The sequence below is a fragment of the Rhodobacterales bacterium HKCCA1288 genome (assembly GCA_015693905.1).
Classification (GTDB): domain Bacteria; phylum Pseudomonadota; class Alphaproteobacteria; order Rhodobacterales; family Rhodobacteraceae; genus M30B80.
On record CP065161.1, the window covers coordinates 2,194,781 to 2,220,408 of the forward strand.

Here is a 25,628-nt window from a genome sequence, read left to right on the forward strand (position 1 = left end):
CCCCGTGCAATGACTGAACCCAAAAAGCTATTCGTGAAAACCTATGGCTGCCAGATGAATGTCTATGACAGCGAGCGTATGGCAGAGGCGCTGTCTGGTCAGGGTTATGAGCAGGTGGGCAGTGCGGAAGAAGCGGATATGATCCTGCTGAATACGTGCCACATTCGCGAGAAGGCATCGGAAAAGATCTATTCGGAATTGGGCCGCCTGAAACCTTTGCGCGATGACAACCCCAATCTGAAAATTGGTGTTGCGGGCTGTGTCGCGCAGGCCGAAGGCGAAGAGATTATGCGCCGTCAACCGATTGTGGACTTGGTCGTTGGCCCGCAAACCTATCACCGCCTTCCTGCCATGATGCGCGCGGTTGAGGCAGGGGAAAAGGCCCTTGATACGGATTTCCCCGAAGAAGATAAGTTTCTGCATCTGCCAAAAGATCGCCGTGCCAAGCGCGGGCCTTGTGCGTTTTTAACGGTGCAGGAAGGCTGCGACAAATTCTGTGCGTTTTGCGTTGTGCCCTATACCCGCGGCGCTGAGGTCAGTCGCCCCGTTGCGCGCATTTTGGGGGAGGCGCGCGATCTGGTCGAACGCGGCGTGCGCGAAATCACGCTTTTGGGGCAAAATGTGAATGCCTATCACGGCCAAGATGAGGATGGGCGTGAATGGGGGCTTGCGCGCCTGATCCGTGAATTGGCGAAAATCGAAGATTTGGCGCGTATCCGCTTTACCACATCGCACCCCAATGACATGGAAGATGACCTGATCGCGGCTTTTGGCGATTGTGATAAGCTGATGCCCTATCTTCATTTGCCTGTGCAATCGGGGTCTGATCGTATTCTCAAAGCGATGAATCGCAAACATACCGCGCAGGACTATCTCGACCTGATCGCACGCATCCGTGACGCGCGCCCTGATTTGTTGCTGTCAGGGGATTTCATCGTGGGCTTCCCCGGCGAGACAGATGAAGATTTTGCGCAAACGATGGATTTGGTGCGCAAAGTGAATTACGGACAGGCCTATTCCTTCAAATATTCCGCGCGTCCCGGCACGCCCGCGGCCGAGCGTGCAGATGTTGCGCCTGAGATTGCAGATTCCCGTTTGCAAGAACTGCAGGCGCTTTTGACCGAACAACAAAGGGCGGCTCAAGACGGCATGGTGGGGCGCGAACTGCCAGTTCTGTTTGAAAAGCATGGGCGCCAAGAGGGGCAATTGATTGGAAAATCGGGCTATTTGCATTCGGTTCATGCTGTCGCGCCTGCTGAATTAATTGGTCAAGTGGCAATGGTTCGAATCATTAAGTCTGCCACCAATTCCTTGACAGGCGCGTTGGTATAGTCTGCGGATGTCTGGGGTGGCCTTCGGCGGGTAGGATGCCCCAACAGGAACAATTTCTCACAATTTGTTGAGATTGTTTCTCTATTTATATCTAAATATTGATATATTTTTCTTTCCGAAGCGAAATTGCTCGGATATTCTCTCGAATAATCGCGCTGTTAACCACTCTTCCGCATTTTAGCGGGATGGTCGCAGGGAAAGAATTTTGAGATTGGGCGTGCTTTTGAACAGCTTTATCCAACATGGAATGGCACATGCTGTGCGGTTTTTGGCGATTGGGCTGCTTGCCTTTGTGCCACAATTCGCGGCAGCGCAGAGTGGGGCTATTTCTGGTCGCGTGCAGCCGGGGATCTGGATTGATCCTGACGGCTGTATGCATTGGGTCGCCGATGGCGGTCTTGAGGGCTACATGGAGGGACGTGTGAATCCCCAAACGGGGATGCCTGTCTGCATGCGCGTCAACACCTGCGCAGTGACGAATAGCGATGTTCTTTTCGCGACAGACAGCGCGCATTTGACCGCAAATGGTCGCGCGCAGTTGGAACAGTTTTTCCGCTCGGCGGGTGCGTTTGCCTATGCGATTTATGGGCATACTGATGCGCGCGCCTCAGATGAATACAATATCCGCCTCTCCCAGGCCCGCGCCGAATCGGTGGCCAATGTGGCGCGCGGTGTTGGGGCGCGCGTGGCGCGTGAAATTGGCTATGGCGAACGCCGACCAATTGCACCCAATGACAGCGCCTCCAATATGCAGCGCAACCGCCGCGTTGAAATCGTATGTTATAGATGAAGGGGGCCATGATGCGTCAGCGATATTTGGCGATTGCCCTAATTGGGGCGGCTACAGTTTTGTCGGGCTGTTCAGGTCTAGACCGCCCAATTGCGAGCAATCGTGATCGCGGTTTTGACGCAAAAGACCTTAGCCAATTACAGGCCGCCATCTATGTCGACCCTGATGGTTGCCACATTTGGATGATTGACGATGGCGCGGAAGAGTATTGGTCGCGCCGCCGTGATCCCGTGTCTGGCTTGCCTGTTTGCACGGCTGTTGCGCCGCCAAATTCAGTTGTTGGTGACTACGCTACAGGTGGGGTTGTGCCTGATATTCGCTCTGCTGGTCTGTTCTAGGCGCAAAAATCGGTCAGCTGTCGCCTAGATATGTGAAATTTTCGTGCATATCACACTAGCTATTGATTTGGCTGCGAGGGCTTGGCACTCTCAACTCAGGAATCTTCTCTGAGCGAAGGAGAGTATGTTGGCATTGTCCACGTTGAGCGCACCCGCCACCCCTAAATCTGGCCCCCCTGCGGATTTGCAGCTGAGCTTTCCTGACAATCGCCTTCTGATCGACCTTTGTGGAGAATTCGACCGAAATCTCACGCAAATTGAAACAACGCTGTCGGTGCAGATCATTCGCCGTGGCAACCAATTGGCCGTGCATGGCGAGGCGCGGGAGCGCGCGGCCGAAGTTTTGGGCAGTCTCTACGCGCGATTAGAGGCAGGAAAATCAGTAGAGGCCGAAGATGTCGAGGGCGCAATCCGTATGCGTGGCTCTGTTGAGGGGACAGGCGTTCGCGCAGGTGACCAGATTGAAATGTTTGGTGCATCCTCGTTGGAAATCGGCACCCGCAAGAAAACGGTCGAGCCCCGCACCGATGCGCAAAAAGCCTATGTTCAAAACTTGCTAAAAAACGAACTGGCCTTTGGGATTGGCCCAGCGGGAACGGGTAAAACCTATTTGGCGGTTGCTGTCGCTGTAAACCGCTTGATCAATGGCCATGTGGATCGGATCATCTTGTCGCGCCCTGCTGTGGAAGCGGGCGAGCGTTTGGGATTCTTGCCTGGGGATATGAAGGACAAGGTCGATCCCTATATGCAGCCCCTTTATGATGCGCTGCACGATTTTCTGCCCGGTCGGCAATTGCAGAAATTGATGGAAGAAAAAACCATTGAAATTGCACCTTTGGCGTTCATGCGGGGGCGGACATTGGCCAATGCCTATGTCGTTTTGGACGAAGCCCAAAACGCAACCACAATGCAAATTAAGATGTTCTTGACCCGTCTGGGACGCGGCAGCCGCATGGTTATCACGGGTGATCGCAGTCAGGTTGATTTGCCGCGTGGCGTAAATTCTGGCCTTGCTGAGGCCGAACGCATTTTGGGTGCTGTCTCAGGGATCAGCTTTAACTATTTCACCGCAAAAGATGTGGTGCGTCATCCGATGGTCGCCAAGATTATCGAGGCCTATGACGCCGATGAGGTTAAAGGTTAGGCGCAAGGCGCATGGAAATTGACATTCTGATTGAAACCCCTGCGTGGCAGGCCTGTGACATTGAAGATGTCACTGCGCGCGCGGCAGAAGGTATATGTGCCGAGCTTAGGCTTGATCCTGCGCGGTTTGCAGTTTCAGTTTTGGCCTGTGACGATACCCGCATCGCAACCCTAAACAGCGATTTTCGGGGCAAGCCGACATCGACCAATGTGTTGTCTTGGCCCGCAGAAGAGATTGACCTGCCCCTTGGTCAAATGCCCCAATTGCCGACCCCCGCCGCGGATGGCCCACCACATGAATTGGGCGATATTGCAGTCGCCTATGAGACTTGCGCCCGCGAGGCGGAGGAGCAGGGCAAAGATTTTGATGATCATTTGACCCATTTGATGGTTCATTCGATCCTTCATTTGTTGGGATTTGATCATATAAATGACCCCGATGCCACGGTGATGGAAAGTTTAGAGACACGCATCCTTGCCAGACTGGGGGTTGCTGACCCATATTAGGGCGGATGGCACAAGTTTTGTCAGTGTAACCTTGGAAAGGGGCTATGAGCTCAAATCCCGAACCCTCGTCTATCGCGGCGCAAAGCGCGCCCCTTGATGACGAGCCTCTGCCGCAAAGGCAAAGTTTCTTCTCCCGTCTTTTTGGGTCTAGCCCATCAGACCCCGATCATGCAGATCATGCCGAAGGCGAAAGCCTGAGCCACCCCGCAAGCGAGGGTAAATCCTTTGCGCAATTTGGCATGTCCAATCTGCGCCGTTTGCGGGTCGAGGATGTGTCGATCCCGCGTGTCGAGATCACAGCGGTGCCCGCTGATATCAGCCTTGACGATCTCATCGCGGTGTTTCGCGAAAGCGGCAACACGCGCCTGCCAGTTTACGATGGCACCCTCGATAGCCCCATCGGCCTCGTCCATTTGAAAGACGTTGCTTTAGGCCATGGCTTTCACAAGTCGGACGGCGATTTCGATTTACGCTCTATGCTGCGGCCCTTGCTTTATGCGCCGCCCTCCATGCCGATTGGGGTGCTTCTGCAAAAAATGCAGACCGAGCGCACCCATATGGCTTTGGTGATTGATGAATATGGCGGTGTCGATGGTTTGGTGACCATCGAAGATTTGATCGAACAGGTCATCGGTGAGATTGAAGATGAGCATGATGTCGAAGAAGACAGCCCATGGAGCCATGAGAAATCAGGCGCTTATCTCGCCCTTGCCCGCGCCCCATTAGACGAGTTTGAAGCCGAGATTGGGATCAAACTGCTGGACACTGACGAAGATGAGGAAATCGACACCCTTGGTGGTTTGGTGTTCAAACTGACGGGGCGTATTCCCGCGCGCGGGGAAATCGTTCCGCACCCTTCTGGCGCCGAGTTTGAGGTTGTCGATGCCGATGCGCGGCGGATCAAACGGTTGCGTGTGCGATTGCCCAAAGGTGACGCTGCGTGATCATGACACGGCTGCGCGATCCGCGTCTGTTGGCATTTTGCGCAGGTTTCGGCGCGGCTCTGGGCATTGCGCCGTTTAACATACTCATCGCGACCCCATTGGGTTTGGGCGCTTTGATCTATCTCTTGGCCCAATCACCAACCTCCAAGGCCGCGGCGGTTTCCGCGTTTTGGGGGGGATTGGGCTACTTCATCCTTGCGCTGCATTGGATTGTCGAGCCCTTCATGGTCTATGCAGCGCAAGAGGGGTGGATGGCCCCTTTCGCGATTTTGGGCTTATCAGGTGGGTTGGCTCTGTTTTTCGCACTGCCCGTCTGGGCGATATGCGCCTTGGCCCGGCCCCAAGGCCGTGCGGCCCGCATCATGGCGATTGTTCTGGCGCTGTCATTCGGGGAATATCTGCGCGCCTATATCCTGACGGGGTTTCCTTGGGCAATGTTTGGCCACGCCATGATTGGCACCAATTTGCGGATTTTGGCGGGGGTCATCGGTGCGCATGGGATGGGCCTCCTGTTGCTCAGTGCTGCGGGTCTTTTGGCCCATTTTACAATGAACGGCGCGTGGCGTTTCGTTGGGGGGCTGTTGGGCGGCATTGTGGCGCTTTGGGTGTTCATGCCAGTCTTTCCCGCGCCACAGGCGGCCCCAGATGCGCCGCTCATCCGCATCATTCAACCCAATGCTGCACAAGACCTCAAATGGCGGCCTGAGATGAAGCCGTTTTTTCAAGATCGGATTCTGGATCTCACCGCTCTGCCCGTCCGTGAGGCAGGGGGCGCACGGCCCGATTTGATGCTTTATCCCGAAACGGTTTTAACTTCGCTCTTGGAGAATACCGAAACCATCCGCCAAGATCTGGCCTCTGCTGCAGGCGGCGGCCTGTTGATTTTGGGCGCACAACGTCTTGAGGGGGAGGTTGCCTATAACTCCCTTGCACTGGTGGATCAAACCGGCGCAGTGACTGCAACCTATGATAAGCATCATTTGGTGCCTTTCGGGGAATATATGCCCTTGCAATCCCTTGCGCGCGAGATGGGGCTACACGGGCTCGCAAATCGCATGGGTCTAAGTTTCTCACGCGGGTCAGGGCCACAGGTCTTTGACCTCGGCGCAGATATTGGAACCGTGTTCCCGATGGTCTGTTACGAGGCGATTTTCCCGCATTATATCACGGATGTGCCACGCCCTGATTGGATGTTCCATGCCACCAATGATGCGTGGTTTGGTCAGTTTTCAGGCCCGTACCAGCATTTGGCCCTGCTTCAGCTGCGCGCAGCAGAGCAAGGTTTGCCCGTTTTGCGCGCCGCCAATACAGGTGTCAGCGCCGTGATAGATGCGCGTGGCGAAATCGTATCTGCTTTGGGAATGGGAGAGATGGGTGTGATTGATGCCACCTTGCCCCCATCCTTACCCCCGACCCTTTATGCGCGGTTTGGGGATGTAGCTTATGGGGTGATGCTTTTGGGGCTCTTGGGCGCATTTTTGCGCAAGCGGCGTGTTGATATGGTTGATCCCACCCGCACTTGAAGATAAAGCGGCGCAATCTTGGCCCCACAACGGCTTCCTGACGTGGCGGCTTTAACCCCAATGGAGCACTTATCATGTCCCGTAAGCACTATGTTTTCACCTCCGAATCCGTTTCGGAAGGTCATCCTGATAAAGTATGCGATCGTATCTCTGATGCGGTCTTGGACGCGTTTTTGTCCGAAGAACCAGAAGCGCGTGTTGCCTGCGAGACTTTCGCCACGACCAATCGCGTTGTGATCGGTGGCGAGGTTGGTTTGTCCGACCAAGATAAGCTGCGCGACTACATGGGCCGTATCGAAGATATCGCCCGCGCGTGTATCCGCGACATTGGGTATGAGCAGGACAAATTCCATTGGAAAACCTGTGAGATCACCAACCTCTTGCACGAGCAATCCGCCCATATCGCACAAGGCGTGAACGCCGCAGAGGATAAAGACGAGGGTGCAGGCGACCAAGGGATCATGTTTGGCTTTGCCACCAATGAAACCCCTGATCTGATGCCCGCCCCGATCCAATATTCCCATGCGATCCTGCGCCGTTTGGCTGAGGCACGCAAATCGGGCGCGGCCCCGCAGCTTGGGCCAGATGCGAAATCGCAGCTTTCTGTGCGCTATGAGGATGGCAAGCCAGTTGAAATCACTTCCTTGGTTTTGTCGACACAGCATTTGGACGAAAGCATGACCTCCGCTGATGTGCGGGACTTGGTCGAGCCGTATATCCGCGAAGTGCTGCCCGAGGGGTGGTTGACCGCCGCTACAGAATGGCACGTTAACCCAACGGGTAAATTCGTCATTGGTGGCCCCGATGGCGATGCGGGTCTCACAGGGCGCAAGATCATCGTAGACACCTATGGTGGCGCGGCCCCACATGGCGGCGGTGCGTTCTCGGGCAAAGATCCAACCAAGGTGGATCGCTCAGCCGCCTATGCGGCGCGCTATTTGGCGAAAAACGTGGTGGCTGCGGGTCTTGCAGATCGCTGCACTATTCAGCTGTCCTATGCGATTGGTGTGGCCAAGCCCTTGTCGATCTATGCCGACACACATGGCACCGGCAATGTCGATGAGGCCGCGATTGAGCGCGCCGTGGCGCAGGCGATGAACCTGACCCCACGCGGCATTCGCCTGCATTTGGGTTTGAATAAGCCAATCTTCCAGCGCACTGCGGCCTATGGCCATTTTGGCCGCGCCCCCGAGGCAGATGGTGGCTTCTCGTGGGAGCGCACTGATTTGGTCGATGCGATCAAATCCGCGCTCTAATTTGAACCTTGCAGATGGAGTATGGCCCTGACCGATTTGGTTGGGGCCTTCTTTCAAAGATGACCGAAGCCAGACCCTACCGCAATTTCTATGGCCGCCGTAAAGGGCATAACCTGCGCGACAGCCAAGAAGCCTATTTGGAACAGGACTTGGCCAAGCTTAGTCCTGGCGCGGTTGATTGGGATGAGAACCCCGATCGCACAGCCCTTGATCTTGAGACGCTGTTTGGCGGGCGCGATGTTTGGCTTGAGGTTGGGTTTGGCGGCGGCGAGCACATGGTGCACCAAGCCGCGCTGAACCCCAATGTCGGATTGATTGGTTGCGAGCCCTATATCAATGGCGTGGCCATGCTACTTGGCAAAATTCGCGCCAGCGGTGTCGCCAATCTGCGGGTTTTTCCGGGCGACGTGCGCGATATGTTTGATGTGCTGCCTGATGCATCAATAGCGCGTGCGTTTTTGCTTTATCCTGATCCGTGGCCGAAGAAACGCCACCATCGCCGCCGTTTCGTCACGCCCGAGCATTTGGAACCTTTAGCGCGGGTTTTGCAGCCCGGCGCGATTTTTCGGGTTGCAACCGATATTCCCGACTATGTCCGCCAGACATTGGAGGAAGTTCCAAAGGCAGGGTTTGAATGGTTGGCCGAAGGGCCAGAGGATTGGCGCAAACCTTGGGGCGATTGGATTTCCACCCGTTACGAACAAAAAGCCCTGCGGGAGGGGCGGGTTCCCCATTATCTGACCTTCCGCCGATTGGGGTAATACCCCCAAAGCCTGTGGACGCGGCGGGCTGTCACCGCTATCAGATGGGCCAAGTTAATTTGCGAGGGAATGAAGCATGTCTGCCCACGGAAAACCTATCAAAATGCAGGCGCGGAAATCCGCGGGTTTGTCGGGCGAGGCGCATGTGCCAGGCGATAAATCCATCTCGCATCGCAGCCTTATTTTTGGGGCGATGGCCATTGGGCAAACGCGCATCAAAGGGTTACTTGAGGGGCAAGATGTTTTGGATACGGCCAAGGCGATGGCCTCCTTTGGTGCCCGCGTCACGCGTGTTGCGGATGGCGAGTGGCATGTGGACGGCGTTGGTGTTGGCGGCTTTGCCGAGCCTGATCATGTGATTGATTGCGGCAATTCTGGCACAGGCGTGCGTCTGATTATGGGGGCTATGGCCACAACCCCAATTGCCGCCACCTTTACAGGCGATGCAAGCCTTAATAAGCGCCCCATGGCACGGGTCACAGACCCGCTCGCTCTTTTTGGTGCACAGGCCTTTGGGCGCTCAGGCGGGCGCTTGCCGATGACGATTATCGGTGCGGAAACCCCCGTGCCTGTGCGCTATAAGTTGCCTGTGCCCTCAGCACAGGTCAAATCTGCGGTTCTGTTGGCGGGCTTGAATGTGCGCGGACAAACTGTGGTCATCGAAGAAGAGGCCACGCGGGACCATACCGAACGGATGCTTGCGGGTTTTGGCGCAACGATTACGAGCGAGCAGACCGATGAGGGCCGTGTGATCACCCTAGAGGGCCAACCAGAATTGCGCCCTCAAGATATCACTGTGCCCCGTGATCCCTCCTCCGCGGCCTTCCCAATTTGTGCGGCGCTGATCACGGAAGGTTCAGATGTATTGGTGCCAAATATCGGACTTAACCCCACCCGCGCAGGTTTGTTTGAAACCCTGATCGAGATGGGGGCGGATTTGACCTATGAAAACATCCGCGATGAAGGCGGAGAGCCTATGGCAGACATCCGTGCGCGTTTCTCACCTGATCTCAAGGGGATCGAAGTTCCGCCTGAGCGCGCCGCAAGTATGATTGATGAATACCCAATTCTGTCGGTCGTGGCCGCGAATGCCACGGGCGCGACTGTGATGCGCGGGGTCAAAGAACTGCGCGTCAAGGAAAGCGACCGCATTGATGCCATGGCCACAGGTCTGCGCGCAAATGGGGTTGAGGTGGAGGATGGCCCTGATTGGTGGATTGTGCAGGGTCGCGGTGCGGGCGGTGTGCAAGGCGGCGCGATATGTGCAACGCATTTGGATCATCGGATCGCCATGTCTTTCTTGTGCTTGGGGCTGTCCACGAAAGAGCCCGTGCAAATTGATGATGGCGGGCCAATTACGACTTCATTCCCCATCTTCATTGACCTGATGCGGGGGCTTGGCGCCACGCTTGGCGAGGTGGACGTTTGATTTTCACGGTCGCCATTGATGGGCCTGCGGCCGCAGGTAAGGGCACGATTAGCCGCCGCTTGGCTGATCAATTTGGCTTTGCCCATCTCGATACAGGCCTGCTTTATCGGGCCGTTGGGGCAAAAGTGGCTGATGGCGCCGCGCCTGAGATGGCCGCGCAAAATCTGACAGCCGCCGATCTGGCCCGCACTGATCTGCGCAGCCATGCGGCGGGGCAAGCCGCCTCAAAAGTTGCTGTGATCCCCGAGGTGCGCAGTGCCTTGGTGACATTTCAACGCGAGTTTGCCCGTCAAAGTGGCGGCGCCGTTTTGGATGGGCGCGATATTGGCACGGTGATCTGCCCCGATGCGGATTTGAAATTATTCATCACAGCCCGCCCCGAAGTGCGCGCGCATCGCCGCTATTTGGAACTTGGGGGAGATGAAGCACAGATCTTGAACGAGATCATTGAGCGCGACAGCCGCGATATGTCGCGTGCAGATGCCCCATTGCGTGCCGCCGAGGATGCGGTGGTGATCGACACCAGCGATTTGGATATTGAGGCGGCTGTTCGCCTTGCGGCAGAACATGTGACAGCTCGCCTCAAGGGCTAGTGTGAAAAATGGCCAAAACCCTTGTCATACTGGCGCAATGACTGTATGAGCCACGCAATCAAGCAGACGGTCAACGTCTCGGATTGAGCAGGGTCGGGATATCCTCCGGCCCTTCATCATTTTCGAGGGGGCGATTGAAAACGAAACCAAAGACCTGCGGAGACAACCGCATGGCCCGAATAGCTCTATGAAAAGGAACTGAATATCTATGTGCGCTAAAGCAACTATGGAAGAATTCGAAGCCCTTCTGAATGAAAGCTTCGAGATTGACACCCCCGCGGAAGGTGCGGTTGTCACTGGTAAGGTCATCGCAATCGAAGCGGGCCAAGCCATCATTGATGTGGGCTACAAAATGGAAGGCCGCATCGACCTTAAAGAATTCGCAAATCCCGGCGAGGCCCCCGAAATCGCAGTAGGCGATGAGGTAGAGGTTTACTTGCGCAATGTGGAAAACGCGCGTGGCGAAGCGGTTCTGAGCCGCGAAATGGCCCGCCGCGAAGCCGCATGGGATCGCTTGGAAAAAGCATATGCCGCAGAAGAGCGTGTCGATGGCGCAATCTTTGGCCGCGTCAAAGGTGGCTTCACCGTTGATCTTGGCGGTGCTGTTGCGTTCTTGCCTGGGTCTCAGGTTGACGTGCGCCCCGTGCGGGATGCAGGGCCTTTGATGGGCCTCAAGCAGCCATTCCAAATCCTGAAAATGGATCGCCGCCGTGGCAATATCGTTGTGTCCCGCCGTGCAATCCTTGAGGAAAGCCGCGCCGAGCAGCGCGCCGAAGTTATCGGCAAACTGGGCGAAGGCGACATCGTGGATGGTGTGGTCAAGAACATCACCGAATACGGCGCATTTGTCGACTTGGGCGGTGTTGACGGCCTGTTGCACGTCACCGACATGGCATGGCGCCGTGTGAATGATCCAAAAGAGGTTCTCACAATTGGTGAGACCGTGAAGGTTCAGGTGATCAAGGTCAACAAAGACACCCATCGCATCAGCCTCGGCATGAAGCAGCTGTTGGACGATCCATGGGATTCCGTTGAAGCGAAATTCCCGCTTGAATCCGTTCACATGGGCCGCGTGACCAACATCACCGATTACGGTGCATTTGTTGAGCTGGAGCCTGGCGTTGAAGGTCTGGTGCACGTTTCCGAGATGTCTTGGACAAAGAAAAACGTGCATCCTGGCAAGATCGTTTCGACCAGCCAAGAAGTCGAAGTTATGGTTCTGGAGATCGACAGCTCCAAGCGCCGCGTATCGCTTGGCCTCAAGCAGACCATGCGCAACCCATGGGAAGTGTTTGCAGAAACCCATCCTGTTGGCACAGCGGTTGAAGGCGAGATCAAGAACATCACCGAATTCGGTTTGTTCATCGGTCTCGAGAACGACATTGACGGCATGGTTCACCTGTCTGACCTGACATGGGAAGGCCGTGGTGAGGATGTGATCGGCGATTACCGCAAAGGCGATATGGTCAAAGCGGTTGTTACCGAAGTTGACGTTGAGAAAGAGCGTATCTCTCTGTCGATCAAAGCTGTTGATGGCGATCCATTCGCAGATGCAGTTGGCGGCGTGAAGCGTGGCTCGGTCATCACTGTTGTTGTGACTTCGGTCGAAGAAGGCGGTTTGGAAGTGGAATATGAAGGCATGAAATCCTTCATTCGCCGCTCTGACCTCAGCCGCGACCGTGGTGATCAGCGCCCTGACCGTTTCTCGGTTGGTGACAAGATCGATGTGCGCGTAACCAATATCGATGCGAAGACCCGCAAACTGGGCCTGTCGATCAAGGCACGCGAAATCGCCGAAGAAAAAGAAGCGGTCGAGCAGTATGGCTCATCCGATTCTGGTGCAAGCTTGGGCGATATCCTTGGCGCTGCATTGAACAAAGACGAATAATCATCACGCGGGCCTTTGGCCCCGTTATGAGATCGAATTGCCCCGCTCAGCAGAGCGGGGCTTTTTCTTTGTCGGAACGACAGGCTGTCGCAGCCCATAGATTTTTCATCTTTTGCGCCTAACTCGAATACTAAGCATCAATGCGGGCAGGGCAGAGATGCATGATTTTATGCCGAAAGGTTGCCCGATGGACGTTGCAGACACGCTGTTGCTGTCGCGAATTCAATTTGCCGCGAATATCTCGTTTCATATCTTGTTTCCCACGATCACCATCGCCTTGGGGTGGGTGCTTTTGTATTTCCGCCTGCGGTTTTGGCGCACGGGCGAGGCGCGGTTTATGGCGGCCTATCTGTACTGGGTGAAAATCTTTGCCCTGACCTTTGCCATGGGGGTGGTGTCTGGGATCACCATGTCCTTCCAATTCGGCACGAATTGGCCCGGGTTTATGGAAACTGTGGGCAATATTGCAGGGCCGCTATTGGCCTACGAGGTGTTAACCGCGTTTTTCCTTGAGGCGGCTTTTGTCGGCATCATGCTGTTTGGGGCCAGCCGTGTGCCTGCTTGGCTGCACATCTTGGCCACGGGCTTGGTCGCCTTCGGCACGACCTTGTCTGCGTTTTGGATTCTTGTGTTGAACAGTTGGATGCACACGCCAGCAGGGTTTGAGATGATTGATGGCGTGGCGCATGCCACTGATTGGGCGGCGATTATCTTCAACCCCTCAATGCCCTATCGCCTGTTGCATATGCTTTTGGCATCAGGGCTGACAGTAGCCTTCCTGATGGCGGGCTTGGCGGCCCTGCGCTGGCTGTGGGGGGATCGTGCGGCAGAACTGCGCGTGATGCTTCGCACGGGTCTTGTGATGGGTGCTGCGTTGATCCCACTGCAAATTCTGGCGGGCGATCTACATGGGCTTAACACGCTCGAACATCAGCCGCAAAAGGTTGCCGCAATGGAAGCGAATTGGGAGACGCAAGGGAATGTGCCCTTGGTTCTTTTCGCTTTGCCAGATGAGGCGGCTCGCGAAAATCGTTTTGAGATTGCTATCCCAAATGGCGCCTCATTGATCCTGACTCATAGTTTTGATGGGGTCGTTCCGGGGCTGAATGAGTTTATTGCCGAGGATGGCACGGCCCTACACCCGCCTGTCGCGCCTGTGTTCTTTTCGTTTCGCGTGATGGTGGCCACAGGCTTTGCCATGTTGTTCCTGTCATGGGGCGCGTTGGCCTATATGCGCCGCGGGCGTGTTGCGGGTGAAGCCCTCTCTCCCGAAGGGCTGCCAAAACTAATGCTTTATGCGCTCGTGCCAATGGCGTTGTCGGGATGGGTGGCTACCCTTGCGGGGTGGTATACGACCGAGATTGGGCGGCAGCCTTGGTTGGTGCAAGGCGTGGTCACAACCGCTGAGGCCGTGGCCGAGGTGCCCGCACCGATGGTGATGGGAACGCTGATCGTTTATCTGGCGATCTACGCAGCGCTTTTGGCCGCTTATGTGGGCGTATTGGTCTATCTTGCGCGTAAGGCCGCCATGGGGCAGGGCGGGGCGCGCCCTGCACGCCCGCAACAGGGCCTTGAAGCTGCATTGGTCGCAGGGGAATAGGGCGATGCTTGATCTCTTTGGTGATCCAAATATTTGGCTGCCGTGGGCCTTTGCCTCGTTGATGGGGTTTTCGATCTTGGTCTATGTGACCTTGGATGGGTTCGACCTTGGCGTGGGGTTGTTGTTCCCCTTCGCATCTGCCGAGGAAAAAGACCGCATGATTGCCTCCATCGGCCCGTTTTGGGACGCGAATGAAACATGGCTGGTTTTGGCTGTCGGGCTGCTTTTGGTGGCCTTTCCAGTGGCGCATGGGATCATTTTGACCGCGCTCTATCTGCCCGTTTTCGTAATGTTGGTGGGCCTCATCCTGCGCGGGGTTGCTTTTGAATTCCGCGCCAAGGCAAGCCTTCGGTTCAAATCCACTTGGAACCGCGTGTTTTTTGCAGGCTCGTTGATGACCTCTTTGGCGCAAGGATTCATGTTGGGCCTCTATATTCTTGGCCTTGAATATACAGGGGCGCATGTGTTTTTCGCGATATTGACAGCGGGCTGTTTAACAGTGGGCTATAGCTGCATTGGGGCCATGTGGTTGATTTACAAAACCGATAGCGGGCTACAGGCCAAGGCAATCACATGGGGCAAGCGCAGCCTCTGGGGTGTGATCCTTGGAATTGGATTGGTTTCTGCGGCAACACCATTGGTGTCGCTGCGCATCTTTGAGAAATGGTTCAGCTATCCTTCATTTCTCTATCTCGCGCCTTTGCCAATTCTCTCTGTCTTATTGGTGGCTGTTTTGTGGGTTATGCTAAGGCGCATGCCATTCAAGGGGGATCACGCGTCTTGGGCGCCTTTCGCAACAGCAAGCGCGCTTTTTGCGATGGCCTATATCGGGCTGGCCTATAGTTTTTACCCCTATGTCGTGCCCGAACGATTGACCATATACGAGGCGGCATCCGCCCCCGAAAGCCTGCTGATTATCCTGATCGGCGCCTTGTTCGTGGTGCCAATCATTATCGCCTATTCAATCCTTGCCTATGTGATCTTTCGCGGCAAGGCGACAGCCCTCAGTTACGACTAGGTTCAGAAAGAAACCGCAACATTGGGCAGGCGCAAATCTTTGATTAGGTCGCGCAGTTCTTGCTTTGCGGCGAGGTTTGAGATGTTTAGCTTGTCAACGCCAACCTCTTTCAAATCAAGAAGGGTCAGGCCTGATGGGAATAGCTCTCGAAAAATCACGCGCTCGGCAAAGCCCGAGCTGACGCGAAACCCGATCCGCTTGGCCAAGGCTTCCATCGCCGCGCCGACTTTGCGCTTATTGTGCATCTCTTGCGCGCCGAGGCGGTTGCGCAGCACGATCCAATCAAACGGCTTAAGCCCCGCCTGCGCGCGCAATTTGCGCGAATGCCACACCATTTCGGAATACACGCTTGGGCCTGTGATGTCGTAGGTTTCGGGATCAACCCGCGCCAAAAGATCAAAATCAACAAAGCTGTCATTCATGGGCGTCACCAAGGTATCTGCCATGGAATGGGCGACTTGGCTGAGCCGCGTATGCGATCCGGGGCAGTCGATAACGATGAAATCGACCTGGTTTTCCATGCCCGCAACCGCCGCGGACAGGCGTTTGTCGAAAATATTCTCACCTTCGGCCAAGGATGCAGGGTCAATTTCTGGCAGCGTCATCAAAATCGGACAAGGCAAAGAGATTGCACGTTTTTGCATCGTGGCTTGGCGGTTTTCGATATAGCGGTGGAAACTGCGCTGCCGCAAATCCAGATCTAGACCGCCAACCTTAAACCCCTCGCGCACCAGTGCTGTGGCCACATGCATGGTTGTGGTCGACTTGCCCGAACCGCCCTTTTCATTCCCGAATACGATAATATGCGCCAAAACGAACCTCACTTACCCCACTGCGCACCCGATATTGTGGGCGCATTCCGTTGATCCTCAATATACGGAAGGAATGCTGCGCTGTTAAGCAAGAAAGACATTTAACTTATGGCTAAAATGAAAAACACCGCCCCAAAGGGACGGTGTTTTGAAACAGTTAAGTGCGTTTGGATTAGAAACCCAGACCTTCGTATTTCTTTTTGAACTTGGAAACGCGGCCGCCTGTATCCATCAAGCGCGCGCCACCACCTGTCCATGCAGGGTGCACAGAAGGGTCAATATCCAGCGCAAGCGTATCGCCCTCGGAACCCCAAGTGGATTTCATCTGAACAACGGTGCCATCGGTCATTTTGACATCGATGACGTGGTAATCGGGATGGATGTCTTTTTTCATCGTCTAAGCCCTTCTTACGCTTCGGCGTTATCGCTGAGTTCGCGATAGTTTGTTTTCTCGGCGATACGGGCCGACTTACCACGGCGATCACGCAAGTAGTACAGCTTCGCGCGGCGAACACGGCCGCGGCGCACCACTTCGATTGAATCCATATTGGTCGAGTAGAGGGGAAATACGCGCTCTACGCCTTCACCAAATGAAATTTTGCGAACAGTGAACGAACCTGCGATCCCTTTGCCGTTTTTACGGCTGATGCAAACGCCTTCATACATCTGCACACGAGAGCGCGACCCTTCGGTCACTTTAAAGCCAACGCGAATGGTGTCGCCAGCTTTGAAATCGGGAATGGTCTTCCCAAGGGCGGCAATCTGTTCCGCCTCGATTTGTGCGATCAGATCCATTGGATCTTCTCCTCTAAATGCTCGCGGTTGCTCCGCGAAGGTGTGGTCGCATCTGAGAGCTCTGGTCTTCGACCGGATCCACCTGTTCCCATATGGGGGTGTCCGCCAGAGGTCACGCTGACTTTCCTAATGTGATCTTTGGCCAATCTGCCTTGCGCCGAAGTTCCGCTAAAGCGCGGGGACAAAGCCCCAAGAAAAACCAAAGAGGCCCGATCAGCCGATTCCGACTGCGGACGGATGGCGTATAGGCTGCAAATCCCAAAGGATCAAGCCTTATCGCGCCCGGTCTTGCCCTGTTTAGAGAGATATTCCGCCCAAAGATCAGGGCGGCGCGATTGCGTCAAAGCCTCGGCTTGGGCATGGCGCCACTCGGCAACGCGGGCGTGATTGCCAGATGTCAAAACCTCGGGGATCACCATCCCACGCCATTCAGCGGGGCGGGTATAGTGCGGATGCTCCAACAGGCCATTGGAAAAACTTTCTTCTTGGGTCGAGTCAAAATTTCCCAAGACACCCGGAATAAGGCGAATGGTGGCATCTAGCACCGCTTGGGCGGCAATCTCGCCGCCCGTCAGAACAAAATCACCTAGTGAAATTTCTTCCATCTCGTAATGGTCAATCACACGTTGATCCACCCCTTCGAACCGCCCGCACAACAGGGTCATGCCGTCACAGCCCGCAAAGCGCGCGGCATCGGCCTGTGTAAAAGGCCGCCCCCGAGGTGACAGATAGACACGTGGCCATCTTGCAGGGTCAGGTGGTGTGTTATCAGCGGCCATGTCCATGGCGCGCCCCAAAATGTCGGGACGCAAGACAAGCCCTGCGCCGCCCCCTGCGGGCGTATCATCAACATTGCGGTGCTTGCCCTCGCCGAAGATGCGCAGGTCGATGGTGTCTAATGCCCAAAGACCGCTTTGCAATGCCTTCCCCGTCAGTGAGCCCCCCAAGACACCTGGAAACATGTCAGGGAAGAGTGTGATGACCTTCGCGCACCATGCGTCCTTCAGGCGCTGCGGCCCCATCAAATCGCGTGGGGTCGCATTGGCCGAAATCGACAGACGGCCATAGCTGCGGGGTGGTTTAGACGTCATCGTCAAACAAGCCTTCTGGCGGATCAATCACGATGCGCTTGGCGCTGAGGTCGACTGTGGGAACAACCGCCTGTGTAAAAGGCACAAGAACGCTGCCCTTGTGATTGGGCACGCTGCGCAGTTCGAGAATATCACCTGCGCCATGGTTCAAAACGGCCGCCACCTTGCCGCGCGCCGCGCCGCCTGTGTCGACCACGTTAAGACCGAGAAGGTCGCTGTGATAAAACTCGTCATCAGGAAGGACGGGCAGGGCGGTGCGCGGTGCAAACAGACGGGTGCCGCGAAGGCCATCTGCCGCTTCTTTTGTCATCACCCCAACAACCCGCGCGGCAAAGCCACCTTTGACGGCACGGGTGATTTTAAGATCAAAGCTGCGGTCGCCTTTTTCAGAAAACAGTGGCGTGTAAGTGCCGATATCTTCGGGATTGGCGCAAAAACTTTTGAGGCGCACTTCACCGCGCACGCCAAAGGAGCCTGCAATCGCACCGACACAAATCAGGTTTTGATTGCTCATTCCACGGGGCCCTCTCTTAGGCATAACCGATCTGCGCTGACCCAGTCGCCCGAAAGGGCGAGACAGGCCGCTTGCGCATTGCGCCGTTCTTCAACGCGCCCACCTATATAGGCGAAAAGGCAGAGGATCGAAATTAGGATCAGGCGGCGCATTTAAGATACTCAAAGCCACATCTACGCTTGGCCCAAAGGCCGCCTTGCCCCCAGTACACAACAAGCGGGGGCAAGGCAGGGGGCTGATTACTCAGCCTTTGCTTCTTCTGCGGCTTCCTCAGCGGCAGGCGCTTCTTCAGGTGCAGCTGCTTCTTCAACAACGGCCTCTTCTGCGGGCGCTTCTTCAGCGGCAGGTGCAGGTGCGGCTGCTGCTTCGGCTGCTTCTGCGGCCTTAGCGGCTTTTTCTTCTGCGCGCTCTTGTGCTTTTTTGCCTGGAACGGCTTTGTTCGGGTTGTTGCGGGTTTTCGCGGCCAACACGCCAGCTGCTTCCAAGAAACGGCTTACGCGGTCGGTGGGCTGTGCACCCTGCTCGAGCCAGTATTTCACGCGCTCCATGTTCATTTTCACGCGATCTTCGCTGTCTTTTGCCAAGAGCGGGTTGTATGTGCCGAGCTTCTCGATGAAGCGGCCATCGCGGGGCATGCGGCTGTCAGAGGCCACGATGCTGTAGAATGGGCGCTTTTTCGAGCCACCACGGGCCAAGCGGATTTTCATTGCCATGTTAGTCTTCTCCTTCGGATAGATGATCGGGGCGTCTTTGTTTATTGCCCGTTTTCAATGTGTTGTTCATGGTGACGGATGACCTCCTGAATGATGAATTTCAGAAAGGTCTTGGCGAATTCGGGGTCGAGATCGGCCTCCTCAGCCAAACGCTCAAGCCGCGCGATTTGTTTGGCTTCGCGGTCTGGGTCGGAAGGGGGCAAATCATGCTGTGCCTTCAACTTCCCTACGGCTTGGGTGTGCTTAAACCGCTCGCCAAGGGTATAGACAAGGATTGCGTCCAAGCGATCAATCGAGGCGCGATGTTCCTTGAGCAGCGCTGCGGCGCGGGCGGCTGTATCGGTCATGATGCGATCCCTTTATTTCTTTTTGCCAAAGCCCGTCAGGGGCGGCAGACCACCGCCGCCACCCAAGCCGCCAAGCCCCATCTTGCGGGCTGCGGCCTCCATCGCTTTGGGATCCATTGCTGAAGGATCCATGCCCGCCAAATCTTTGGGTGCGCCTTTGCCCATTAATGCGCCAAGGCCCTGCTTGAGCATCCCGCCTTTGCCCATTTTGCCGAGCTTCTTCATCGCATCGGCCATTTGGCGGTGCATTTTCAAAAGCTTGTTCAGGTCAGAGACATCTTGCCCTGCGCCTGCGGCAATGCGCTTTTTGCGGCTTGCCTGCAAAAGGTCAGGGTTGGCCCTTTCCCGCTTTGTCATAGATTGGATCAGCGCGATCTGGCGTTTGATTACCTTGTCATCAAGCCCTGCATCATCAAGCTGCTTTTGCATCTTGGCCATGCCCGGCATCATCGACATCATGCCCTGCATCCCGCCCATTTTCAGCATCTGCTCTAACTGGCCTTTAAGGTCGTTCATGTTGAACTGACCTTTTTGGAAGCGCTTCATCATGCGCTCGGCCTGTTCAGCCTCAAGGGTTTCTTGGGCTTTTTCAACAAGGGCCACGATATCGCCCATGCCCAAGATGCGGCCAGCGACACGCTGCGCTTCGAATGTTTCAAGCGCCTCGAGCTTTTCACCCAACCCCACAAAGCGGATCGGTTTGCCTGTGACGGCGCGCATCGACAGTGCCGCGCCGCCGCGACCATCGCCGTCCATACGGGTCAAAACGATGCCAGAGACGCCAATTTTATCGTCAAATTCCTGCGCAACATTCACTGCATCTTGGCCCGTGAGGCCATCCACGACCAAGAGTGTCTCGCGCGGGTTGGCAATGTCACGCACGGCTGCGGCCTGCGCGATCAGGTCTTGATCAATATGCAAGCGCCCTGCGGTGTCGAGGATATAGACATCATAGCCGCCAAGCCCCGCTTGGGTTTTGGCGCGCTTTGCAATCGTCTCAGGGTTTTCACCTTGGATGATGGGCAGGGTATCCACGCCAATTTGTTGGCCAAGGATGGCCAACTGCTCCATCGCGGCAGGGCGGTTTGTGTCAAGGGATGCCATCAACACGCGCTTGCCTTCGCGCTCCTTCAGGCGCTTGGCCAGTTTCGCGGTTGTTGTGGTTTTCCCTGAGCCTTGCAGACCCACCATCAGGATGGGTGCAGGCGGGTTGTCGATTTTCAGTGCGCCAATCTCGCCTTCGCCCTGAAGCGTGGCGATCAATTCGTCATGCACAATTTTGACGACCTGTTGACCCGGGGTCACCGATTTGGTCACCGCAGCGCCTGTGGCCTTTTTCTCGACCGCGCGAATAAATTCACGTGCCACGGGCAAAGAAACATCTGCCTCAAGCAAAGCCACCCGCACTTCGCGCAGGGCTGTTTTTACATCATCAGCAGACAAAGCGCCTTGCTTTGTCAGCCCCTCAAAGACCGAGGAGAGGCGTTCTGAAAGTGTTTCAAACATTGGCCAAGGCCCCTTTGTCACGTCATCTCTTTGGTGATCTGTGCATCAGGCCACCGCATTGCAATGCACCAAGGCCCCCGTGGGCGAAACTCGCTGACGGGGGGCGATCTTGGACATATCCTAAGACCAGAAAGCCAAAGCTTGCTGGAAGTTGCGCTGCTCTTACGCGCGCGAAGAGGGGAATGTCAAGCCTTCGCGCCTTAGTTCAAATGGCGCAAGAGCCGCGCATGACGATCAAAGGCCGTGATCAACTGTCCCAAATTTTGGATATCTGTCGCCTCAAGCATGGGCAACATCTTCACAAAGGCCCGCGCCGTTCCCAATGTGTCGCCAAGTGCGGTATGACGGGCATTGTCGGGTATGCGGATGCTGAGGCGGTCACAGAGCGCGTCCAATGTGTGTTCCGCAGACTGACCAAAAAGGATGGCCGAACACAGAACAGTGTCCAAGATCGGCTGATCAAAACGCGCACCAATGGCCCCTTCGCGCCGCTGTAGAAAAGCCATGTCAAAGGGGGCGTTATGGGCCACCAGAACCGCGCCATCGGCAAAGCGATGAAACCGCGATAAGGAATCAACGACCGATGGAGCGTCTGCCACCATCTCATTGGTGATGTGATGCACCGCTGTTGAGGCCGCAGGGATTTTGCGCGCAGGGTTGACCAATGTGTCAAAGCGTTCGCTCTCGACCAATTTGCCGTTTACAATTCGCATCGCGGCGATCTGACAGATTTCATCGACTTGCGGGTTCAGCCCGGTGGTTTCTGTATCGAACACCACGAAAGACAAGTTCTTCAGCGGGGCCTGTGACAGCTCAGCAGGCAGTGCGGTTTGCAACAGGTCAAAATCATATTGGATCACGCGCGGCGTTTGCAGCGTTTCGGGGGCGGCGGCTAGTGACAGGCTGATCCGTTGATCTGTGGCTTCGATCTTGGCGCCGTGGCTGCGCAAAACATCTGCCCCTGCAAAGCGTGAATGGCCCGTGATCAGGGGGCTGTCTAACCAATCATTGAGTCGTGCCGCGTCAGGGGCCTTTGCATCTCCCTGCAGGTCAAGAATGGCCTCTCCCTCTGACAGTCGGGCCGAAAGTCGAATGTCAGACGCCCCCGCGCCAATCCACGACAGCGTCAGGCGCTCTAACAAGCGGCTGATGGCAAAGCCATCGGCGCGCAGTCGCAGGTCAGGCAGCGCGTCATACTGCAGTTGGATATCCTTTTGCGCCAAGCGCGTGGCAAGCGCGATTCCAATATCGGATAGGTCAAGCTGCTCAAGGGGCCACCATGCTGTATCGGTTTTGGCTTTTTCTTTTTGCACATCGTGCAACGTCTTTTCCAACTGCGCACGCGGCGCCCCATGGGGCAGGTCTGGCAAAACGGCATCCACGGCCTCAATTAAATCGGCAAACAAAGCCTCGCGCATGCCATGCAGTGCCAAATCCTCGGATCGGTCTTGCAAGCACAAGAGATAGGCAGGATCGGCTGTTTCCTGACCTTCGAGCCAGAATAAGCGCATCCGTGCCTCGAACAGGCGGGCATCGTGGCGGGTTGTTACCAAAATATCCGTGCCCTTAGCGCTCTGTGCGCGCAACAGCCTGCCATAAGCCTCGCGCAAGGGGGCCATGCGCAAAAGCTGATCAAGGGGGCGGTTCAGACCCAACCCCTCATCATCATTGAAGAGGTCCCGCATCTTGCCATTGTAAAGTGCGATTTTATGGTCAGGCGTGCAGAACACGACCCCAGCGGGAATTTCAGCCAGTAAGGTTTCAAGCCGCTGCTTCTCAAGGCCGAGCCGTGCTGTTTCACGCCCCACGGCCAATGCCATTGCGTTGCGCGTTTCGGTCAAATGCGCGGCAACAGCCGCAGCAGCAGGGGCTAAATCACCCAAATATCGCGCATAGTTTGGATTGATTTCATCATCCACATCGGCATGGGCGCGGGCGCGCATATCCGCGGCCAATGCTTCAAGGGGGCGGGCGACATACTCATCGAACTTCGTCCAAACCCAAGCAGACAGGCCGATAATTGCAAATGCCCCAACCGCCCCTGCGGTGATAAAGGCCGATAGCGCGTGATCCTCGCCCAAACGAACATACCCGATCACCAGACCCGCGGTCAGCAGGGCCGCGCCCCCAAGGGCCAAGAGCGCAAAGAACAAAAAGATGCGCAAACGCAAACTAAGATGGGTGAACATGGGCGTGCGGGCCTCCTCCTCCCGCAGCGGTGACGCGGCCTAGCCGCCCAAAGTTGGGCAGACCACCGCAATCAACGGATCATCTGCGGAAACCGCTAACCAATCGGCATTCTCGGCGCGGCCATCAGCATCAAAACTGGTGGTTGGAAAAATCTCTGCGCGGGCGGGGGTCGTGCAATCCACCAAGATGGGTTTGATGATCGCGGGCTGCCACCGCTCATGCAGGCGCGTTTGCACAACCCATTGGCCCGAGCCTTCGACTGTTTCGACAGTCTCTGACGGGGTAACTGCGACAAAACCTTTGATCCATGGCTTCACATATGTCCACGGCTGCCAAACAGCGCGCTGTTCGCGCGTGGCGATCATTACAGTGTCTGTGGGCAGGGTGGCCATGACGCCGCGCGCCCATGAATATTCGAGGGATATTGTGGTCAGGATCATCGCCAGCCCTGCGCCTGCAGGCACGAACCATTTTGGTATCCGCTCTCCTATCAGGCGGCGCAGGCCATAGGCGATGCCTGCCCCTGCAAAGGCTGAGGACAGTGCCGCAATAAGGACGAGGAACATTTGCATTTCGTTGGTCTTTCTCTTTTCGTGACAACCAAAAACAGGTGCGGGGGTTATAGAAATCCGCTGCGCTGTCCGATTGCCGATTGCATTGTTTTAATCACAACGAAGGCATCGCGGAGATGACTTCGATCAAAATCCGATAAATAAGCAGGTGCCATGAAATTATCGGGCGCGTGGCCATTGCGGATTTGGCGCGCTTGATGCGCAAGCCGCGCTTCTGCGATCATGTCATAGGCATCCAACAAATCACGTCCGCCCGAGGCAGAAACCGCACCTCCGTCAATTGCGGCAACCAAGCGCGCGCGGGTGTTTACTTCGGTCAACTGTCCTTTCAGCGCATAGATGCGCCCCAATTCCACCACGGGCACAACGCCGTTATGCTTGAGATCAATGCGATCTTTATGCTCGCCCGACCGAACAGTGGCAAAGCCCCGAAAGAGACCAAGCGGGGGCGTATGCTTGAGCGAATTGGAAATCATATGAGCCACAAAAATCGAATTTCCCGAAGCCTCTGCAAGGGTCGAGGCGTGAAGATCGTCAAACAGGGCCATCGTGCCGCCAATGGGCCGCAGGTCAAACATCACCGATGCCAACATCTGCGCCTCGGTGTCAGGTTTGTTGATCCATTTCGAGAAATAGTTTCGCCAAACGCGTAAGGGTTGCCGCCAACGCGCGGCGGTCGCCATCATATCACCTGGGCAGTAGAAATAGCCTGCCTCATCTAAACCATCCGAGACGAACTTTGCCAAAGCGGCGAAATACGCGTCATCTTCTGGGCGCATGGCATCGTCTATGATCAGGCAATTGTCTTGGTCGGACACGCCCGTTTGTTCTTGCCGACCTTGGCTGCCGCAGGCCAGCCACAGATAGGGCACAGGCGGCGGCCCAAGATGGTCTTCGGCAAGTTTTAGCAACCGCCGGGTCGCGGCATCGCCGATATCGGTGATCAGGCGTGTGACCACCTGATGATCATTATTTGCCCCAACCAATTGCATCAAAAGGGCAGGGATGCCTTTTACATATTTGGCAATTTCTGCGCTATTCGCGGCATAGGCGATATCCATGATGATTGAGGCGGAACTGGTCGCCTGAAAGCGCATCATATCGGTCTGGCTTAATATGCCTTCGGGCTGTCCGCGATCCATGACGGGCATATGGGTAAACCCATGCTCGACCATCAAATGCAGCGCATCAGCCACAAGGGCGGAGGCGGGCAAGGTCTTGGGCGCGCGCGTCATCACTTCAGCCACGGCCGTGTCTGATGGCAGCCCCGCCGCCATCGCGCGATTGGTTAAGTCGCGTGTGGTGATGATCCCTTGCAGCGCCCCCGTTTCGGAGGTGACAAGCAAGCAAGAGACGCGGTGATCCCGCATCTTCTGCGCGGCTCTCAGCAAGCTGTCTTGCGCTGTGCAGGTCAGAGGATTGCGCGTCATTAAATCGCCCAAGGTTTGGGTCGACAAGGCACTGCGCTTGGCGCGGGCTGGGCGGGTGCGGTCAAAGAAATCTAGAAAGGCGGGGTGCTCTTTCACCAATTTATGGAAAAGTGGCGCCGAGATCTCCAAAAGTTCGGTTGGTTTCACGGCGGTTGCGGTGACAGGCGCAATACCATCGCGCATCAAGCCGCGCTCCCCGAAGGAGTTTTTGGGGCCGAGGATCGAGACCAGTTCACCATTGGGTTCGGTGATATCAACCTGCCCTGACACGATGAGGTAAAGCGCCTCAAGCGGCGCGCCCGCGTGATAAATCACAGCGCCCGCTTTTGCCATGGAGCGGTTCACCTGCCCTGCCAGTTCCGCCAGATAATCATGCGGTAAGCTGTCATAGGGGTGCGTTTGTGACAGAAGTGTCAGGATTTCTTTTGGCATCTGGATCTGGGTCTGATTGGTCGGTCTGGCTCAGCCTAGACTATTTATGAAAAAGGCGCATCCCGATTGATCGGAATGCGCCCATTTTTCTTAAGGGGTAGCCC

At 55.9% G+C, this 25,628-nt stretch carries 25 protein-coding genes and 1 riboswitch; of the genes, 14 read left to right on the forward strand and 11 right to left on the reverse strand.

Translation table 11 applies throughout. The features are described 5' to 3' along the window. Positions 1-9 precede the first annotated feature (9 nt). From miaB to I3V23_10870, 14 genes are all read left to right on the forward strand, one after another. A complete protein-coding gene (gene miaB, locus I3V23_10805; protein ID QPI85053.1) occupies positions 10-1,332 on the forward strand; it encodes a tRNA (N6-isopentenyl adenosine(37)-C2)-methylthiotransferase MiaB in 1,323 nt (440 codons plus the stop codon). A gap of 373 nt (positions 1,333-1,705) precedes the next feature. After that, entirely contained in the window at positions 1,706-2,122 is a 417-nt protein-coding gene (locus I3V23_10810) for an OmpA family protein (protein QPI86797.1), read from the forward strand. 11 nt (positions 2,123-2,133) lie between these two features. Beyond that, positions 2,134-2,460 (forward strand): hypothetical protein, encoded by a 327-nt coding sequence (locus tag I3V23_10815; GenBank protein ID QPI86798.1) that lies wholly within the window; start codon positions 2,134-2,136, stop codon positions 2,458-2,460. A 124-nt stretch (positions 2,461-2,584) separates the two neighbouring features. Then, positions 2,585-3,604: a PhoH family protein gene (locus I3V23_10820; protein QPI85054.1), complete on the forward strand. Its 1,020-nt coding sequence runs from the start codon at positions 2,585-2,587 to the stop codon at positions 3,602-3,604. Between the two features lie 11 nt (positions 3,605-3,615). Beyond that, on the forward strand, positions 3,616-4,110 hold the full coding sequence (gene ybeY, locus I3V23_10825) for an rRNA maturation RNase YbeY (GenBank protein QPI85055.1): 495 nt from the start codon (positions 3,616-3,618) through the stop codon (positions 4,108-4,110). Positions 4,111-4,154: 44 nt separating this feature from the next. Further along, on the forward strand, positions 4,155-5,054 hold the full coding sequence (locus I3V23_10830; protein QPI85056.1) for an HlyC/CorC family transporter: 900 nt from the start codon (positions 4,155-4,157) through the stop codon (positions 5,052-5,054). Further along, a complete protein-coding gene (gene lnt, locus I3V23_10835) occupies positions 5,051-6,577 on the forward strand; it encodes an apolipoprotein N-acyltransferase (GenBank protein ID QPI85057.1) in 1,527 nt (508 codons plus the stop codon). The genes I3V23_10830 and lnt overlap by 4 nt, the downstream gene beginning before the upstream one ends. Before the next feature lie 18 nt (positions 6,578-6,595). Beyond that, a riboswitch (SAM riboswitch) is annotated at positions 6,596-6,645 on the forward strand. 6 nt (positions 6,646-6,651) lie between these two features. Beyond that, entirely contained in the window at positions 6,652-7,833 is a 1,182-nt protein-coding gene (locus I3V23_10840; GenBank protein ID QPI85058.1) for a methionine adenosyltransferase, read from the forward strand. A gap of 59 nt (positions 7,834-7,892) precedes the next feature. Further along, positions 7,893-8,594: a tRNA (guanosine(46)-N7)-methyltransferase TrmB gene (trmB, locus tag I3V23_10845; protein QPI85059.1), complete on the forward strand. Its 702-nt coding sequence runs from the start codon at positions 7,893-7,895 to the stop codon at positions 8,592-8,594. Positions 8,595-8,670: 76 nt separating this feature from the next. Beyond that, entirely contained in the window at positions 8,671-10,023 is a 1,353-nt protein-coding gene (aroA, locus tag I3V23_10850) for a 3-phosphoshikimate 1-carboxyvinyltransferase (protein QPI85060.1), read from the forward strand. Next, positions 10,020-10,616 (forward strand): (d)CMP kinase, encoded by a 597-nt coding sequence (locus tag I3V23_10855; protein ID QPI85061.1) that lies wholly within the window; start codon positions 10,020-10,022, stop codon positions 10,614-10,616. Before aroA ends, I3V23_10855 begins: the two co-directional genes overlap by 4 nt. A 226-nt stretch (positions 10,617-10,842) precedes the next feature. Further along, on the forward strand, positions 10,843-12,504 hold the full coding sequence (gene rpsA, locus I3V23_10860; GenBank protein QPI86799.1) for a 30S ribosomal protein S1: 1,662 nt from the start codon (positions 10,843-10,845) through the stop codon (positions 12,502-12,504). A 187-nt stretch (positions 12,505-12,691) separates the two neighbouring features. Continuing rightward, entirely contained in the window at positions 12,692-14,104 is a 1,413-nt protein-coding gene (locus I3V23_10865) for a cytochrome ubiquinol oxidase subunit I (protein ID QPI85062.1), read from the forward strand. A 4-nt stretch (positions 14,105-14,108) separates the two neighbouring features. Continuing rightward, entirely contained in the window at positions 14,109-15,122 is a 1,014-nt protein-coding gene (locus tag I3V23_10870) for a cytochrome d ubiquinol oxidase subunit II (protein QPI85063.1), read from the forward strand. Positions 15,123-15,124: 2 nt separating this feature from the next. On the opposite strand, the gene I3V23_10875 is transcribed toward I3V23_10870, so the two are convergent. The 11 genes from I3V23_10875 to I3V23_10925 all read right to left on the reverse strand — a co-directional run bounded on the left by I3V23_10875 (position 15,125) and on the right by I3V23_10925 (position 25,530). After that, entirely contained in the window at positions 15,125-15,934 is an 810-nt protein-coding gene (locus I3V23_10875; protein QPI85064.1) for a division plane positioning ATPase MipZ, read from the reverse strand. A gap of 172 nt (positions 15,935-16,106) precedes the next feature. Continuing rightward, entirely contained in the window at positions 16,107-16,328 is a 222-nt protein-coding gene (rpmE, locus tag I3V23_10880) for a 50S ribosomal protein L31 (GenBank protein ID QPI85065.1), read from the reverse strand. Between the two features lie 14 nt (positions 16,329-16,342). Beyond that, positions 16,343-16,729 (reverse strand): 50S ribosomal protein L19, encoded by a 387-nt coding sequence (rplS, locus tag I3V23_10885; protein ID QPI85066.1) that lies wholly within the window; start codon positions 16,727-16,729, stop codon positions 16,343-16,345. A 266-nt stretch (positions 16,730-16,995) separates the two neighbouring features. Beyond that, positions 16,996-17,820 carry a tRNA (guanosine(37)-N1)-methyltransferase TrmD gene (trmD, locus tag I3V23_10890; protein ID QPI85067.1) on the reverse strand — a complete coding sequence of 275 codons (825 nt, stop codon included), beginning with the start codon at positions 17,818-17,820 and terminating at the stop codon, positions 16,996-16,998. Then, complete coding sequence (rimM, locus tag I3V23_10895; GenBank protein QPI85068.1) at positions 17,810-18,334, reverse strand: 16S rRNA processing protein RimM; 525 nt, start codon at positions 18,332-18,334, stop codon at positions 17,810-17,812. Before rimM ends, trmD begins: the two co-directional genes overlap by 11 nt. Positions 18,335-18,573: 239 nt before the next feature. Next, positions 18,574-19,047, reverse strand: a complete 474-nt coding sequence (rpsP, locus tag I3V23_10900) for a 30S ribosomal protein S16 (protein ID QPI85069.1) — start codon at positions 19,045-19,047, stop codon at positions 18,574-18,576. Positions 19,048-19,088: 41 nt separating this feature from the next. Beyond that, positions 19,089-19,394, reverse strand: a complete 306-nt coding sequence (locus I3V23_10905; protein ID QPI85070.1) for a chorismate mutase — start codon at positions 19,392-19,394, stop codon at positions 19,089-19,091. 12 nt (positions 19,395-19,406) lie between these two features. Next, the gene (gene ffh / locus I3V23_10910) at positions 19,407-20,900 is read right to left on the reverse strand and encodes a signal recognition particle protein (protein ID QPI85071.1); all 1,494 of its coding nucleotides are present in this window, start codon (positions 20,898-20,900) and stop codon (positions 19,407-19,409) included. Positions 20,901-21,100: 200 nt separating this feature from the next. Then, positions 21,101-23,089 carry a DNA polymerase III subunit epsilon gene (locus tag I3V23_10915; protein ID QPI85072.1) on the reverse strand — a complete coding sequence of 663 codons (1,989 nt, stop codon included), beginning with the start codon at positions 23,087-23,089 and terminating at the stop codon, positions 21,101-21,103. 39 nt (positions 23,090-23,128) lie between these two features. Then, positions 23,129-23,662: a hypothetical protein gene (locus tag I3V23_10920; protein QPI85073.1), complete on the reverse strand. Its 534-nt coding sequence runs from the start codon at positions 23,660-23,662 to the stop codon at positions 23,129-23,131. A gap of 47 nt (positions 23,663-23,709) precedes the next feature. Then, positions 23,710-25,530: a cyclic nucleotide-binding/CBS domain-containing protein gene (locus tag I3V23_10925; GenBank protein ID QPI86800.1), complete on the reverse strand. Its 1,821-nt coding sequence runs from the start codon at positions 25,528-25,530 to the stop codon at positions 23,710-23,712. Positions 25,531-25,628: the final 98 nt, after the last annotated feature.